The organism is Bacillus sp. NPDC094064, assembly GCF_050279585.1.
Classification (GTDB): domain Bacteria; phylum Bacillota; class Bacilli; order Bacillales; family Bacillaceae_G; genus Bacillus_A.
Map to the genome: position 1 here is coordinate 335,351 of NZ_JBNNUI010000001.1, position 17,017 is coordinate 352,367.

Genomic DNA, 17,017 nt, shown 5'->3' on the forward strand with positions numbered 1-17,017 from the left:
GGTTTTTTATTTTGGGATTTATAACGCTAAGCTCATTTCCCTGACGATTAACCCGTTTTTAACAAGATTAAGATAAAATTTGTGTCTTAATGTCGTTTTCAGGTCAGTACCATTTATATGTGCTTGTTTTGATCCCTAAAGATTTTAGGTGTAATATCTGTGTATTTTTTGAATGTTTTTGTGAAATGACTCTGGTCGTAAAAACGAAGCAGGTTCGAAATGTCCGTCAAGGAAAGGTCTGTCGTTATCAGCAGCTTTTTTGCTTCATTGATTTTTTCTTTATTGATAAAATCTAATACAGAAAATCCGGTGATTGCTTTAAACATCGAGGACAGGTAATTTGGGTTTAACCCAGTAATTTCAGAGAGCTGTTTCACCGATATAGGCTCGTAAATATGATTTTTAATATAACTTTCGCAGACTCTGACTGGCTTAGGGAATTTGTGTTCATTTATTTGATTTACCATTTTTGTAAACTCGATTGCAATGGTGTTGCGGTAATCTTGAAGCTGCTTTATATCATCTATTTCCTCTATGCACTGGATTGCCATGTCGCTCATGGTGTACGCCTGTTCCGGATCCAGCCCGCCTTCGATCGCTGCCCGTGTTACAAGTGTTGTATGACAAATGCTGATGTTTTTTTCACTTCGAAGTGAGCTTTTCTTTGAAAGAACTCCAAAGTTATCGTGGAGATTCTTTCTAAAATGTGAAATCGTTTTTTCAAGATTACCCTCCCTTATATACTGGAAGTAATTTTGTTCATATATATAAGGATGGTGAAGCTCATTGTTTTGTTTCCTATTCGACGAAATGTTTTCGTAGTTGTCAGCAAAATTTGTTTTGAAGTTGTTTTGGTATGTGTTGAGATCGGACAACGAGACAAAATCTAATTTCTGCCCATACAAAATATAATAGATTAACTGACTTAAATGTAAGAGTGTGTTAAAACTGACTATCGGAAGAATGTTGAAATAACTACAAAGCTTTGCCTTGTCTACCAAGGAAATTTTCTCTTTGGAAACTACTATATTTACGGTTTCAGTGTCCATTCTTGAGCAGATTGAAGGACCAATAACAAATTTCCCACTATATGTGTTGTTTGTGTACAAGTTTACGGCAACGAAATTCTCGGAAAATTTCGTTGACTTGAAAATGGGAAGATTGTGATGCTCACTGCTTTGAAACAAATCAATGATTGTATTATGTATATTTTCGTTAAGAGGGTTGTTCAATGCCGTACCGCCGGCAGAAAATATTATATCATTTGAGCTGCTTAGGAAACAGACAGATATGTCAAATAAATTTGATAATAAACCGCAAATATTCTCAATGTTTTCAGTTGGATTTTTTTCGGATTTTGACAAATTCAAGACAATACGACCTCCTTGCTTTTTATAGAAAATCTTTTAAAAATTTCACAATCAAACTATACAATATATCTAAGAATAATACAATAAAGCGCTTTCTTGATATTGTAAATTATAAGAGAATTATATTTTAATACACGGTTTGAAAAGTTACATACTAACTTAATAGCAGGAGAAATATTTTTTACTGCTATTACCAGCCTTGTGGGTAGCGTCTTATCAGACAAAACTAGAAAGCAAAAAAATCTATCTTTATGTTTCTAGCGTGATTATCGTAATCGGTATTGTGTTTTACATTATACTAAACGTTAAGACCTTTTTTATCGTAAGTACATGGTTCCTTCAGAAGCACAAACTACTGCCGGTGGGATAAAGTTAGAGTACATTAAAACCGTGATATTGGAGGTAAAAAAGATGGCGAAAAAATTTGTATTTGATGAGGTGCCTGTTGTTCAGACGAAAGCAGGTCAATTAAAAGGCTATTTTTATGATGGAATTCATATTTTCAAAGGAATTTCTTATGCACAGGCAAAAAGGTTTCAAATGCCAGAGGAATTAACTCCATGGGAAGGTATCAAAGATGCTACATCATATGGATATGTATGTCCACTGATGCAACAGGATAATCCAACCGCAGAACTGATGGTGCCACATCGTTATTGGCCTATGGATGAAAAATGCCAGAATCTTAATATCTGGACAAAAGTTCTTGATAAAGATGCTAAAAAACCAGTTTTGGTATGGCTCCACGGCGGTGGCTTCACTGCTGGATCATCCATTGAGCAGGTAGCATATGACGGTTTTAATATGAGTCAACTCGGTGATGTAGTAGTAGTGAGTGTGAATCACCGTTTAAACATTCTTGGATATATGGATCTTTCACCTTTTGGAGAGAAATATAAAAATTCAGCAAATGCTGGTCATGCTGATCTTGTAGCAGCTTTGAAATGGGTTCACGAAAATATAGCTCAATTTGGCGGAGACCCTGAAAATGTTACGTTGTTTGGACAGTCTGGTGGTGGTATGAAAGTTACTGGTCTTATGCAGATACCGGCTGCCGACGGACTTTTCCATAAGGGAATTGTTATGAGTGGTATTGACGATGGTAAGTTAATGCCTCAACCAAATGGTGATGGAAGAATGATTGTAACAGCAATGCTTGAAGAATTAGGACTTACAGAAAAGGATGTGGAGGCTTTAGAGACACTTCCTTACAGTGAACTGGTAAAAGTCTATGGAAAAGTATCTCCAGCGATTATGCAAAAGGGCGGCTATATGGGCTGTGCACCACTAAAAAATGAGTATTATCTTGGAGAACCTCTTATACATGGCTTTACCGAACATGCAAAAACTATTCCATTAATGGTAGGCTCTGTATTTGGTGAGTTTGCATTTAATCTAGCGACTTTTAATAAATATGAGCTTTCTGATGATCTAGAAAAAGAAATGCTTTGCAAGAAATTTGGTGAGCATACACAGGAGCTTATGGAGTTGTTTGTAAAAGCTTATCCTGAAAAGAAAGCGGTGGATTTATTGTTACTTGACAGAATTTTCCGTACGCCTTCTAAAGAACTAGCAAAACTTTTGGCAGAAGGAGGAAAGGCTCCTGCTTTCTTGTATAATTTTACTCTGGAATTTCCGATTGCTCATGGAAAGGCAGCATGGCATTGTTCAGACATTCCTTTTGTCTTCCATAATACAGATAAAGTTGAAATCTGTAATATGGATGGCATTTCAGATGAACTGGAAGAAAAGATATTCCAAGCAGTCATCCATTTTGCACAAACCGGTAATCCAAATCACCCAGGGCTACCTGAGTGGCCAGCTGTGAAACCAGAGGACGAGCCTACTATGATTTTTGATCGAGATTGCAAGGTTCTTCATAATTATGATGATGAATTGATAAATTTATTTAATGAGGTATGCGGTCCTATCAGTCTTGCAGAGTTATTCGATCAGAACGTTCAGCATTAAGAAAAAGTACCATAATCACCCGTTAGTCGGGAGGGGGGTGCACTATCCATCTCAAAAATACCATCTCTTTGTTTTTTATAGCAAATATTGTATTAAACAGTTTGAAAACGAAATGCTATGTATTTTGCTATTCTAAATCACTAATTTGGGCTTTGTGAAATTATATACAACTCAAAAGGGGGAGAAGTATTATGGAAACAATTAAAACACCTTTTACGCGATTGGCTGTGGGTATCTCAATTGGTTTTGGATTGATGCTTATGGGCTTCCTGACTGTTGGTGCAATATTGATACCACTAAAGGTTATGACTATTGATCCTAAGGGTTACGCCACATCCTATGGTCTGGTGGCAGGAGTAAGTGCAATTTTTGCCTTAATCGGTAATCCAATTGGTGGTGCCATCAGTGACCGAAGCAATGTGGCTTTTGGAAGACGCCGTCTTTGGATTTTGCTTGGTTCACTGCTTGGTTCATTATGCATCATGTATATTTATTTCTCGAAAACGGTTTTAGGCGTCGTGATGGGATGGGCAGCGGCACAGTTTTTCTTTAATTTCAGCTGGGCAGCTTATACGGCTTTAATTCCTGATCAAGTAGAAGAATCCAAAAGAGGTACCATGTCTGGTATATTTGGTATCTTATTGCCTCTGTTCATGACTTTAGGAATGATATTGATTCAAATCATGAATAATGCAACTGATTTCGTTAAGTTCACAACGTTTGCTGCTATTGGTGTTATCGGACCAGTCATCAGCTTGTTCTTGATAAAAGAAGGCAAGGTGGAATTCGTTAAAAAGAATAACAATAATACTGGATCCTTCGTTGAAAAAATAACAAAATTTTATCCAAGTCCAAAAAAATTCCCTGAGTTTACATGGGCTTTATTTTCAAAGTTCCTACTTATGCTAGGATATTGCAGCATGTTCTATTTAACAATTATGCTAGGTGATCGTATGCATATGGATAAGGAACAAATTACATCAATTTATGCTAATATCATGATTTTTGGTAATATTTTCACTGTTATTGCCAGTCTTATAGGTGGGGTTTTATCAGACAAAATCAGAAAGCAAAAAATATTCCTTTATATTTCTTGTGTAATTCTAACACTTGGTATTTTATTGTACGTTATACCAAGTGTTCAGGCCTTCTATATTGCTGCTATTGTCTGTGCTATAGGCGGAGGTTGCTTTATGGCTGTTGATACAGCTATGGTTGCCCGCGTGCTGCCTAATAAAGATGATGCCGCTAAGGACTTTGGAATCATGAACGTTGCTAATTCTCTACCACAATCCATAGTGCCTGCAATAGGACCACTGCTTCTTTCAATAGGAGGCTGGAACTTCTTTTTCATATTCCTTGCGATTATGCCGATTATAGGTATGTTCGCGATTATGCCTATACCAGAAGTAGGTCATAAGTTGAAATCTGAAAGAGAATTGGAAACAAATAAGTTAGGCGATATCCAGGCTTAAACGATAGTGGAAACAGAATGAAGAAGTTAAAGTATTTACAAATAAACTATGAAGGAATCTTCTATGTAACACAATAAATTATACGGAAAAATAGGAGGAAACATGAGTAAGAGAGCGGTAATTTTTGATTTAGATGGGGTCATTGTTTCAACTGATGAGTTTCATTATGAAGCTTGGAAAAAAATGGCCGATGACGAAGAGGTATATTTTGATAAAAAAATAAATGAACGGCTCCGTGGAGTGAGCAGAATGGAGAGCTTGGAGATTATTTTGGAAAGGTCAGAAACGCTTTATACTTTACAAGAAAAAGAGGAGCTGGCTGCAAGGAAAAACACTTATTACAGAAATCTGCTTAATAAATTGTCAGAAATGGATATTCTTCCTGGGGTTATGAATGTGTTAAAAGCATTGAAGGAATTAGGTGTAAAGACAGCTATTGGATCTTCTAGTAAAAATACGCCCTTTATACTGAAAAGAATCAAACTTGACGGCTATTTTGATGCTGTGGCAGATGGAAATGAAATAAAATACAGCAAACCACATCCTGAGGTTTTTCTGTTAGCAGCAGAAAAATTAGGAATGGATGCTTTTGAATGCGTTGTCATTGAAGATGCTGATGCTGGCATTGAGGCAGCAAATGCTGGAGGTATGAAATCTGTAGGAGTAGGATTTGCAGCGAACTGTGCAAATGCAAAATATAGAGTAAAAGATTTATCTTTACTATCAATAGATGAATTACTAAAGGATTAAGGAAAGGAAGGTTAAAAATGATGAATTTAAGAGAAAAGCCATTTTATTTAAATGATGAGGATATCCAATGGGTAGAGAAAACAATAGCTTCCATGACAGAGGATGAAAAAATATGTCAGTTATTTTGTTTAGTTGCTTATTCTGATGATGAGGATAATATAAAAAATCTAGCTGCAAAGTATATGCCTAGCGGATTGATGTGTAGACCTATGCCAGCAGCTGAGGTTGTTAATACAGTGCGTATCCTTCAAGAAAATTCAAAAATTCCTATGCTGATTTCAGCAAACTTAGAAAGTGGCGGTAATGGTATTGTACAAGAAGGAACAATGATAGGATCTCAGATGCAGGTTGCTGCTACTGATGATGATGAAATGGCGTACAAGCTTGGCGTTGTTGCTGGTCGTGAAGGTTCAGCAGTTGGAGCTAACTGGGCCTTTGCACCAATTATTGATATTGATTATAATTTCAGAAACCCGATAACTAATACACGTACTCTTGGTTCAGATCCAGACAGAGTTCGCCGTATGGGTGTTCAATATGTAAAGGGTGTTCAGGAATATGGTGTAGCTGCCTCAATAAAGCATTTCCCAGGTGATGGTATGGATGAAAGAGATCAGCATTTAGTTACATCTATAAATTCCATGTCCTGTGAAGATTGGGATAAAACCTATGGAGCTGCCTACAAAGCTTGCATTGAAGCGGGGGCTATGACTGTTATGGTTGGTCATATTATGCAGCCTGCATATACTAAGAAACTTAATCCACAAATAGAAGACAAGGATATGTTACCTGCTACACTATCTTATGAATTGGTAACGAAGCTATTAAAAGAACAATTAGGCTTCAATGGGCTAGTGGTAACAGATGCATCATCAATGGCTGGTATGGTAATTCCAATGACAAGAGATAAGGTAGTACCACACGCTATTGCCGCTGGTTGTGATATGTTCCTATTTACAAAGAACATAGACGAAGATTATGAATATATGAGAAGAGGCGTGCAGGAAGGAATTATTACAAAGGAAAGATTAAACGAGGCTGTAACAAAGATACTTGCTCTTAAAGCGGCATTAAAGCTTCATAAAAAACAAGCCGAAGGAAAGTTAATACCTTCGCCGGAAGAAGCATTAAAGGGGATTGCTACTGAGGAACATAATGCTTGGGCAGCTGAATGTGCAGATAAAGCAATCACATTAGTAAAAAAGGAAGAAGGGGTTTTACCTATTGATCCAAAAAAATATAAGAAGGTGCTGTATTACGATATAGAGAGCCAACAAGGTATAGCGTACTCAGTTAGAACTGGAGTTGCTAAAAAGGTTAAGGATCTTTTAGTAAACGAAGGTTTTGACATAGACGTATTTAAACCAAGTCCAGGCTTTGAAGGTTTAGCTAGTAGTTACAAAGATATTACTGAGAAATATGACCTGATAATATATTTAGCGAACATGGCAACAAAAAGCAATCAAACCACAGTACGTATAGAATGGGCCCAACCTATGGGTGCTAATGTTCCTGTTTATATGTCAGCTGTTCCAACTATTTTTATTTCTGTAGAAAACCCTTATCATCTTTTAGATGTGCCAAGAGTTAAGACATTTATTAATACTTATAGCTCAAATGATCATGTATTACAGGCGTTAGTTGATAAATTGATGGGGAGATCAGAGTTTAAGGGCACAAGTCCTGTAGATGCCTTTTGTGGTAAGTGGGATACTAGGTTGTAATAATTATTACATTCATTAACTTTTCGATAAAACCTGCACCATTGACGTCGAAATAGACTTTGTGAAAAAAGGACTTACTGTGCAACAACAGTAAGTCCTTAATCTGTTTGTTATCGTGAGAGAAGCACTAAATTTGCAGTATGCGTTAAATATTGTAAGTGTTTGAAAAATAAAAAAATGATAACTAATACTACGTCAAGAAAATAGACACAGTTTTTTCTACAGTGCTTTCACTTGGTGGCGGCACCTTTTATTAGAATTGTCCCCTTGGTTTAACAAATGCTTTTTTGTAAATAATATGTTCGTTAAACAATTAATTAAGGGGGACTTGTATGCCACAGGATCGAAAAGTAGAAGCCCAAAACGATGCATACGAAGGAAAAGAGATTGTACCAGATAATCCACAATATGTACCGCGTCACATGCAAATGGAGCTGCCTCACGAATTTTCCATAAATCCTCTGTTTGCCCGCGAAGGAGAAGCAGTCGTTCCGCGTTTTCACATGCCTGATAAAGGCATGTTACCAGAAACAGCGTATCAAATCGTCCATGATGAAATTGCTCTTGATGGCAATGCCCGCTTGAATCTTGCAACATTCGTTAGCACATGGATGGAGCCTGCCGCAGAGCAATTATATGCCAAATCATTCGACAAGAACATGATTGACAAGGATGAATATCCACAGACAGCCGAAATTGAGGAGCGGTGTGTCCGCATTTTAGCCAACCTCTGGCATTCGCCCACCCCCACTACGACTATGGGTGTTTCAACAACTGGATCGTCGGAAGCATGTATGCTCGGGGGGCTTGCGTTAAAGAGACGCTGGCAAAACGCACGCAAAAGCGAAGGGAAGCCGGTGGATCGTCCCAATATTGTGTTTAGTTCTGCTGTTCAAGTCGTTTGGGAAAAATTCGCGAACTATTGGGAGGTTGAACCACGCTATGTGAAGGTTAGCCCAGAGCATCCCCAATTGGATCCTCAGGGGGTCCTCGCTGTCGTGGATGAAAATACGATTGGTGTAGTACCGATTCTCGGTGAGACTTATACCGGACTTTACGAACCGGTTGCCGCCATTGCGAAAGCGTTGGACGATTTACAGGAGAGGACGGGCCTCGATATTCCCATGCATGTGGATGCGGCTTCGGGGGGATTTATAGCACCGTTTCTTCAACCAGATTTAGTCTGGGATTTTCAATTACCGAGGGTGAAGTCTATCAATGTATCCGGACATAAGTATGGATTAGTCTACCCTGGATTGGGTTGGATAATTTGGCGGGAAGCTGAAGATCTCCCTGAGGATCTAATCTTCCGCGTCTCCTATTTGGGCGGAAATATGCCGACTTTTGCTCTGAATTTCTCACGTCCTGGTGCACAAGTGCTCCTGCAATATTACAATTACTTACGTTTGGGGAAAAGTGGGTACTATGATGTCCAGAGGGCTTCTCAGAAAGTCGCTCTTTTTCTTAGTAAGGCGATTCAGAAGATGGAACCGTTCGAACTTTTGTCCGATGGTTCGGATATTCCGGTTTTCGCTTGGCGACTGAAAGATGGTTACACATTAAACTGGAATCTTTATGATTTATCTCGACAATTGCGTGTGTTCGGCTGGCAAGTACCCGCTTATCCATTGCCTCCAGATATGGAAGAGGTGACGATTATGCGCGTTGTGGTTCGAAATGGATTATCAATGGATCTCGCGCATTTATTTTTGATGAACCTCAAACAGGCCGTTGCCTTTCTGGATTCCCTGGACGGGCCTATGCCACATGATACGAAATGTGATAATGGGTTTCATCACTAAATGGGGACAGATCCCATAGTCATTAAGTCGACCAATAAGAATATGCTTTATATAGAAGAAAAGTTTATATCAATTATCGGTTTGGGGAACAGATTAAGCACTCGATCTGATAAATAGACGGAGAGATTCCACCTATTGATTCAAAAAATATGAAAATGGGTAATAGAATTTTTAGCTTATGGGAAAAGTAACATTATAAAATAAACTAAAAGAGCCAGCTCATACGAGTAGGCTCTTTTAGTTATCTACTATTTTCAATTGTCCTCTTATTTTCTCCGGTATGTCCTTTTCAGAAATAACGTCGTAAGAATACACATACTTACCTTTTACATGAATTTTCAAGTAAGTTTTTCTTATAAAATCATTAGGAGTGTTCGTTCCTACTGTATATTCTTTCTCATTCCTTAATTCATCAACACCTTTTAGTGAGTACATAGCTCTTCCTTTATGATGGTAATCTGGAACGCCATATCCCTTCGCAACGGCGTATACATTTTTTTCTTCAGCAATCGGATTAAATCTGTCTAAATCCCCGCGTAATATGAAAGGTAGTAAGTATATAGGGAGGCCTATTCCTATTATGCAAATTACAAATTTCTTCATGATTATTTCTCCTTTTGTTCATTTACATGTTTCAGTATAGAAAAAAATTCTTATGAATAAAGGGAGATTTTCTTAAGATTTTCTTAAAAAGAATTTTAAGGTTATTTTAACCAAAATTTTCATGGAAATCCCTTTAAAAAGAACAAGAGTTCGTATATAATGAGAACAAACGTTCTTTTATTAGGAGTGATTACCTTGTATGATTATTTTCTTTTACCGAATCGTATTATTCTATGTGTAGATCTTCGTAGCTTTTATGCGAGCGTATCATGTATTAAAAAAGGACTGGATCCACGTTATACAAAATTGGCCGTTGTAGGAGATGTGAATCAGAGCGGATCAATTGTGTTAGCAGCAACACCGCCATTAAAAGCGTTAGGGATCAGGAAGATGGCAAGATTGTACGAAATACCGAAGCGACCAGATATTATTATTGTGAATCCAATTATGCATACGTATATGAAGTGTTCAACTTTCATAACTGGTTTAGCTTTGCAGTATGTCGCGCCGGAAGATTTTCATCAATATAGTATTGATGAATTTTTCATGGATATGACTGCAAGTATTCATTTGTTTGCAAATAATCCGCGCGAGTTCGCATTAAAGTTCAAGCGAGAAATATATGAACGTACACGGATTGAAAGTACGATTGGTATTGGTCCGAATTTATTATTGAGTAAAGTAGCGATGGATGTGGAAGCAAAAAAGAATAGGGATGGAATTGCGCAGTGGACGTATGACGATATACCCGAGAAGTTATGGAGCATTAGACCGCTCAGTAAATTTTGGGGTATATCGTATAAAACGGAAATGAAATTGAACCGAAAAGGTATACATACAATAGGGGAGTTAGCGCAGTACCCTTTGAAATATTTAAAGCAGTCGTTTGGTGTAATAGGAGAAGAATTGCATTTACACAGTAACGGGATTGATTTTAGCAGAATAGCAGAAAAGTATGTTCCGGCAACAACATCTATAGCGAAAAGCCAAATATTATTACGTGATTATTCGATAGAAGAGTTTATCGTTATTTTACTAGAGCACATAGAAGAAGTTTGTTACAGGTTGAGACGAGAAAAGAAATGCGCACAAACAATTCATTTTTCAGTTGGATATAGCAAGGAATACGGCGGGGGAATAAAAAAGGCACATACGTTAAACAGAGCAACAAATTTAACGATGGATATTTATAATGTTTGTACATATTTTTTATACGAGCGGTATAAAGGGGAGCCGATTCGATCGATAAGTATTTCGTTAACAAATTTAATAAATGAAGGAGAAGAGCAAATTTCACTTTTCGATAACATTGTACAAAGAGAAAAAGAAGTGAGATTAACGAAAGTTATGGATGAAATTCGAACACGATTTGGTAAGAACAGTATTTTACGAGGGATTTCCTACACAAGCGTCGCAACAGCAAGATATAGAAACACATTATTAGGAGGGCACAAATCGTGAAGAATGCTAACATGCCAAAAGGAAGAGGGATGGTAAAGTGGCAACCGTTTGCCAGCATGCCAGAACAGTTTGCAGTGATTAAAGAAATGATACAGGAGCAAACGAAAGCCCAGCGTCCAATCTTAACGCAAGATGCAAAAGAGGTGCTGGAAAATAAGTTATTAACTTCATTTTTAGGTGAAGAAGAGATTTTACTTACATATTATAAAGATGGTTATTTATATAAAAATTACATAACAGTAGTTGATATAAATCCAATAAATGAGACGGTTACTTGTACAGATGCTTTTTGTAATGAACGGATTTTTAAGTTTTTTGATGTGATTGAAGTGAATTAGAGGAGGGAATAGAAGTGATGATCTCTTCCTAACTTAATTATACCACGTAAATAACGTTCAAAATAGACTGTTTCTTCTCATTTACTACTGCTACAATCAAGAACACATGCAAAATAAGGAGAGATGTTACATGAGTTCTTTCGTTCTCGATTTTCAGGAAATAGAAAAGGTGCAGCTTTCACTCGTCGGTGGAAAAGGATTGAATTTAGGGGCGTTATCAAACATGCGAGGGATACAAGTGCCAGAAGGTTTTTGTGTTACAACGGTAGGATATGAAAAGGCCATCGAACAAAATGAAACATTCCAAACTTTGTTGCAACAGCTAACGAAGTTGAAAAGTGAAGACCGAGTTCAAGTTGGTGAAATTAGCAGGAAGATTAGAGAAGTCATTATGGCAGTAGACATTCCTTTTGATGTTGAGAAAGCAGTTACTCATTATCTCTCACGTTTTGGCGATGAGCATGCTTATGCAGTACGTTCGAGTGCGACTGCTGAAGATTTACCACATGCCTCGTTTGCAGGTCAACAAGATACGTATTTAAATGTGATTGGAAAAGAAGCTATCTTACAACATATTAAAAAATGTTGGGCTTCTTTATTTACAGATCGAGCGGTTATATACCGCATGCAAAACGGTTTTGATCATAGTCAAGTTTCTATAAGTGTTGTCGTCCAAAGGATGGTATTCCCGGAGGCGTCGGGAATTTTATTTACTGCTGATCCGATTACTTCTAGCCGAAAGGTGTTATCAATCGATGCCAGTTTTGGACTTGGTGAGGCGCTAGTCTCAGGACTCGTCTCTGCCGATAATTATAAAGTAAAAGAGGGCGAAATCGCTGGAAAGATGATTGCAACTAAAAAAATAGCTATGTATGGACGGAAAGAAGGCGGAATAGAGACGAAGCAAATTGCTTCTAATCAGCAAAATGTTCAAACACTTACGGATCAACAAATTTTACAACTCGCACGTATCGGAAGACAGATCGAAGCTTATTTTGATTGTCCGCAAGATATTGAATGGTGCTTAGTTGATGATACATTTTATATAGTCCAAAGTAGGCCAATTACGACTCTATATCCAATTCCAGAAGCAAATGATGGGGAAAATCACGTTTATATATCAGTTGGTCACCAACAAATGATGACGGATGCGATGAAACCACTGGGATTGTCTTTTTTCCTGTTAACAACTCGTGCCCCTATGCGTAAAGCAGGAGGAAGGCTGTTTGTTGATGCTACACAAAAATTAGCTTCAACTGCTAGCAGAGATTTCTTAATAAACACTTTAGGAAAATCAGATCCGCTCATCAGAGATGCATTAACGACTGTAATCGAGCGAGATGGTTTTATTACATTGTTACCGGATGATGAAAAAGAAAAGAGTGTTAGTAAAAGTGTGCGATCTGCAAGTTCGCAACCACAAATCGAAAACAATTCGGCAATCGTTACGGATTTAATAAAGAATAGTCAAGTATCGATCGAAGAGTTAAAACGAAATATTAAAATGAAATCCGGATCGGCTGTATTTCATTTTATTTTAGAAGATATCCAGCAACAATTACAAAAGATATTGTTTAGCCCGCAAAGTACGGCTGTCATTATGGCAGGTATGAATGCTTCTTCATGGATTAATGAAAAGATGGAGCAATGGCTAGGTGAAAAAAATGCAGCAGACACACTTTCACAATCGGTACAACATAATATTACGTCAGAAATGGGTTTAGCATTAATGGATGTTGCAGATGTGATTCGCCCTTATCCAAAGGTCATTGCATATTTACAGCACGTAAAAGATAGTAGCTTTTTAGATGAACTCGTTCAGTTTGAAGGCGGAGAAAAGGCCCGAGATGCGATGAATGATTTTCTGAATAAATACGGAATGAGATGTAGCGGAGAAATCGATATTACGAAAACGCGCTGGAGTGAACAGCCAATTACAATTATCCCAATGATTTTAAATAATATAAGAGACTTTGAAGCGGGTGCTAGTAAACGGAAATTTGAAGAAGGGCTGCAGGAAGCTACGGAAAAAGAAGAAGAGCTAGTAGATCGATTGCAGCACTTGCCGGATGGTAAACAAAAAGTGGAAGAGACGAAGCGTATGATTCGTAACATCCGGAATTTCATCGGTTATCGTGAATACCCGAAATACGGCATGATTAATCGTTATTTCATATATAAGCAGGCGTTACTGAAAGAAGCTGAGCAACTTGTGCAAAGCGGTGTCATTCATGAAGTCGATGATATATACTACCTAACTTTTGAAGAACTTCACGAAGTCGTTCGCACGAATAAACTGGATTATGAGCTTATTCATAAGCAAAAAAATGATTACAAATTATATGAAAAACTAACGCCTCCGCGTGTAATGACGTCTGATGGAGAAATCATTACAGGTAAATATAAACGAGAAAACCTCCCAGCTGACGCGATTGTAGGTCTGCCTGTTTCTTCAGGTGTTATAGAGGGAAGAGCTCGTGTTATTTTAAACATGGAAGATGCGAATTTAGAAGAGGGAGATATATTAGTTACTGCTTTTACTGACCCTGGCTGGACACCATTATTTGTATCTATAAAAGGATTAGTCACTGAAGTCGGTGGACTTATGACGCATGGGGCAGTTATTGCACGTGAGTACGGATTACCAGCAGTTGTTGGGGTAGAGAATGCTACAAAATTAATAAAAGATGGGCAACGAATACGAGTACATGGAACAGAAGGGTATATTGAGATATTGTAGTTGTGCTTTAGATAAATAAAAAGATCGTCCGCTAAATATAGTGGACGATCTTTTTATGTTTTTAAGCTAGCTACTATTACCTGAAACTGAAAATCAAAATGAGCATATAAATTGGATTTCTTTGAATGTCCCTGTCGTAGAAGAAATTATACATGCCACGATTCGAATTCACATGCAAGAAGTAAGCGTTAAAAACATTGATGAATTAGAATGTATATCAATCTAAAACAAAGAATATTTTCAAAAATATTACAAATTAAGACAATGTATTGTGTAATGTCAGAATATTCTTTATTATATAAAAGTTGGAACATATTCAATATTGGGGAGGAATAGGGATGAAGAAAAAGCCTTTTAAAGTGCTGTCTACGCTTGCGGCGGCAGCTGTGCTTAGTTGCACATTTGGGGTTGGGGGTCAATCTGTTTATGCGGCAACGCCGTCTAATGTAGGATCTTTAAGTCCAATTGATGAAAATTTAATTCAAGAGGAGCGTTTAGCAGATGCGCTCAAGAAACGCGGTGTAATTAGTGAATCTACGTCGAAAGAAGACACATTAAAAGCTGTTGAAAAATATGTAGAGAAGAAAAAAGGCGAAAATGCTGGAAAAGAACCAGCAGCGGGGGACAGTGTTACAAGAGAAGCTGCTGACTTTTTGAAAAAAGTTAAAGATGCAAAAGCAGATGAGAAAGAAAAAGCAGATCAACCTGCTAGTGGCCCGGTAACTGGACAAGAGCCGGTTAAAGGGGGATTAAACGGCAAAGTACCAACTACTTCAGCGAAGCAAAAACAATATAACGGTGATGTTCGTAAAGATAAAGTTCTCGTATTGCTAGTAGAGTTTGATGACTTTAAGCATAACAATATTGATCAAGTACCAGGTTATATGTATTCAAACGATTTTAATCCAGAACATTATCAAAAAATGTTATTTGGTGATGAGCCGTTTACACTCTTTGATGGTTCAAAAATCCCAACATTTAAACAATATTATGAAGAGCAATCTGGTGGCAGCTATTCAGTCGATGGGACAGTGACAAAGTGGTTGACAGTTCCTGGTAAAGCAGCAGATTATGGTGCAGATGCTGGCGATGGCGGTCATGATAATAAAGGACCAAAAGGACCTCGTGATTTTGTAAAAGAGGCATTAAATGCAGCTGTAGAAAGTGGTATTGATTTATCTGAATTTGACCAATACGATCAATATGACAATAATGGAGATGGCAATAAAAACGAACCAGATGGTCTTATTGATCATTTAATGGTCATTCACGCTGGAGTTGGGCAAGATGGAGGCGGTGGTAGACTAGGTGATGACGCAATTTGGTCACATCGTTGGAACCTTGGATCACCATATCCAATTGAAGGAACAAAAGCAAAAGTTGATAACTGGGGCGGTAAAATGGCAGCATACGACTACACAATTGAGCCAGAAGACGGAGCAGTTGGTGTATTCGCACATGAATTTGGCCATGATCTAGGTCTTCCAGATGAGTATGATACGAAATATTCCGGATCAGGTGAGCCAATTAACTCTTGGTCTGTTATGAGCGGTGGCAGCTGGGCTGGTAAAATTGCAGGTTCAACGCCACCGAGTTTCTCTCCGCAAAATAAAGAGTTCTTTCAAAAGAACATGGGTGGAAACTGGGCAAATATTGTAGAGGTTGACTATGATAAATTAAACCGCGGTATCGGCCTTGCGACGTACTTAGATCAAAGTGTAACGAAATCAAATCGTCCTGGGCTGATTCGTGTTAACTTACCAGATAAAGAAGTAAAAGGTATTCAGCCTGCGTTCGGTAAGAAATACTACTATAGTACAAAAGGCGATAATCTTCATACAACATTAGAAACGCCAGTGTTCGATTTAACAAATGCAACAAATGTGAAGTTTGATTACAAATCATTGTATGAAATTGAAACGGATTATGACTTCCTTGAAGTACATGCAGTAACAGAAGATGGTACGAAAACGTTAGTGGATCGAATTGGTGAAAAGAATGTAAAAAATGGTCTAGACACAACAGATGGTAAATGGGTAGATAAGTCATATGACTTAAGTAAATTTAAAGGTCAGAAAGTAAAATTAGTATTCGAATACATTACAGATGGTGGTTTAGCACCGAACGGTTTTACTTTTGATAATGCTACATTAACTGTCGATGGAAATGTTGTGTTCTCTGATGATGCAGAAGGCGAAACAAAATTAAAATTAAATGGTTTCGTTGTAGCAGACGGTTTTGATAAGAAGAAGCATAACTACTATTTAGAGTGGAGAAACTACGCTGGTGCTGATCAAGCGTTAAAATATAGCAGTGGTGTACCGTATAATACAGGTCTTCTTGTATGGTATGCAGACTCTAGCTTTACAGATAATTGGGTTGGTATGCATCCAGGCGAAGGTTTCTTAGGAGTTGTTGATTCTCACCCAGAGGCAATTGTTGGAACGCTAAACGGCAAACCAACTGTTAAAAATAGTACACGATTCCAAATCGCAGATGCTGCGTTCTCCTTTAACCAAGCGCCAGCATGGAAAGTTGTATCTCCAACACGCGGAACATATGATTACAAAGGGTTACCAGGTGTAACGAAGTTTGATGATTCTAAATCGTATATGAACGATTTAATCCCAGATGCAGGACGTAAAGTACCGAAGCTTGGATTGAAATTTGAAGTAGTTGGACAAGCAGATGATAATTCTGCAGGCGCAGTTCGTTTATATCGTTAATAATGTAGAAGCTGTTGAAAGGGAGTCCTTTCAACAGCTTTTTTTTACAGAAACATA

General features: G+C 37.7%; 11 protein-coding genes. 9 read left to right on the plus strand and 2 right to left on the minus strand.

Features of this window, described 5'->3' with window-relative positions; all coding sequences use genetic code 11:
* Nucleotides 1–113: 113 nt before the first annotated feature.
* Entirely contained in the window at nucleotides 114–1,370 is a 1,257-nt protein-coding gene (locus tag ACQKNI_RS01815; protein ID WP_098945952.1) for a helix-turn-helix domain-containing protein, read from the minus strand.
* Between the two features lie 411 nt (nucleotides 1,371–1,781).
* Between ACQKNI_RS01815 and ACQKNI_RS01820 the strand changes: the two genes are divergently transcribed.
* The 5 genes from ACQKNI_RS01820 (at nucleotide 1,782) to ACQKNI_RS01840 (ending at nucleotide 9,092) form a co-directional block, all read left to right on the plus strand.
* Entirely contained in the window at nucleotides 1,782–3,341 is a 1,560-nt protein-coding gene (locus ACQKNI_RS01820; RefSeq protein WP_427282152.1) for a carboxylesterase/lipase family protein, read from the plus strand.
* A gap of 191 nt (nucleotides 3,342–3,532) precedes the next feature.
* A complete protein-coding gene (locus ACQKNI_RS01825; RefSeq protein WP_427282153.1) occupies nucleotides 3,533–4,816 on the plus strand; it encodes an MFS transporter in 1,284 nt (427 codons plus the stop codon).
* A gap of 102 nt (nucleotides 4,817–4,918) precedes the next feature.
* On the plus strand, nucleotides 4,919–5,566 hold the full coding sequence (gene pgmB / locus ACQKNI_RS01830) for a beta-phosphoglucomutase (RefSeq protein ID WP_098945949.1): 648 nt from the start codon (nucleotides 4,919–4,921) through the stop codon (nucleotides 5,564–5,566).
* 17 nt (nucleotides 5,567–5,583) lie between these two features.
* On the plus strand, nucleotides 5,584–7,290 hold the full coding sequence (locus ACQKNI_RS01835) for a glycoside hydrolase family 3 protein (RefSeq protein ID WP_427282154.1): 1,707 nt from the start codon (nucleotides 5,584–5,586) through the stop codon (nucleotides 7,288–7,290).
* 332 nt (nucleotides 7,291–7,622) lie between these two features.
* Nucleotides 7,623–9,092, plus strand: coding sequence for a glutamate decarboxylase (locus ACQKNI_RS01840; RefSeq protein ID WP_098252503.1), 1,470 nt, complete (start codon nucleotides 7,623–7,625; stop codon nucleotides 9,090–9,092).
* A 237-nt stretch (nucleotides 9,093–9,329) separates the two neighbouring features.
* Here ACQKNI_RS01840 and ACQKNI_RS01845 read toward each other — a convergent pair whose 3' ends face one another.
* On the minus strand, nucleotides 9,330–9,695 hold the full coding sequence (locus ACQKNI_RS01845; RefSeq protein ID WP_098266264.1) for a YxeA family protein: 366 nt from the start codon (nucleotides 9,693–9,695) through the stop codon (nucleotides 9,330–9,332).
* A 195-nt stretch (nucleotides 9,696–9,890) separates the two neighbouring features.
* Here ACQKNI_RS01845 and ACQKNI_RS01850 point away from each other — a divergent pair, with 195 nt between their 5' ends.
* The 4 genes from ACQKNI_RS01850 to ACQKNI_RS01865 all read left to right on the plus strand — a co-directional run bounded on the left by ACQKNI_RS01850 (nucleotide 9,891) and on the right by ACQKNI_RS01865 (nucleotide 16,960).
* Entirely contained in the window at nucleotides 9,891–11,156 is a 1,266-nt protein-coding gene (locus tag ACQKNI_RS01850) for a Y-family DNA polymerase (protein ID WP_427282224.1), read from the plus strand.
* The gene (locus tag ACQKNI_RS01855) at nucleotides 11,153–11,494 is read left to right on the plus strand and encodes a YolD-like family protein (RefSeq protein ID WP_088229579.1); all 342 of its coding nucleotides are present in this window, start codon (nucleotides 11,153–11,155) and stop codon (nucleotides 11,492–11,494) included. The genes ACQKNI_RS01850 and ACQKNI_RS01855 overlap by 4 nt, the downstream gene beginning before the upstream one ends.
* Before the next feature lie 130 nt (nucleotides 11,495–11,624).
* Nucleotides 11,625–14,234, plus strand: a complete 2,610-nt coding sequence (gene ppsA, locus ACQKNI_RS01860; protein ID WP_427282155.1) for a phosphoenolpyruvate synthase — start codon at nucleotides 11,625–11,627, stop codon at nucleotides 14,232–14,234.
* A 338-nt stretch (nucleotides 14,235–14,572) separates the two neighbouring features.
* The gene (locus tag ACQKNI_RS01865) at nucleotides 14,573–16,960 is read left to right on the plus strand and encodes an immune inhibitor A domain-containing protein (protein ID WP_427282156.1); all 2,388 of its coding nucleotides are present in this window, start codon (nucleotides 14,573–14,575) and stop codon (nucleotides 16,958–16,960) included.
* Nucleotides 16,961–17,017 lie beyond the last annotated feature (57 nt).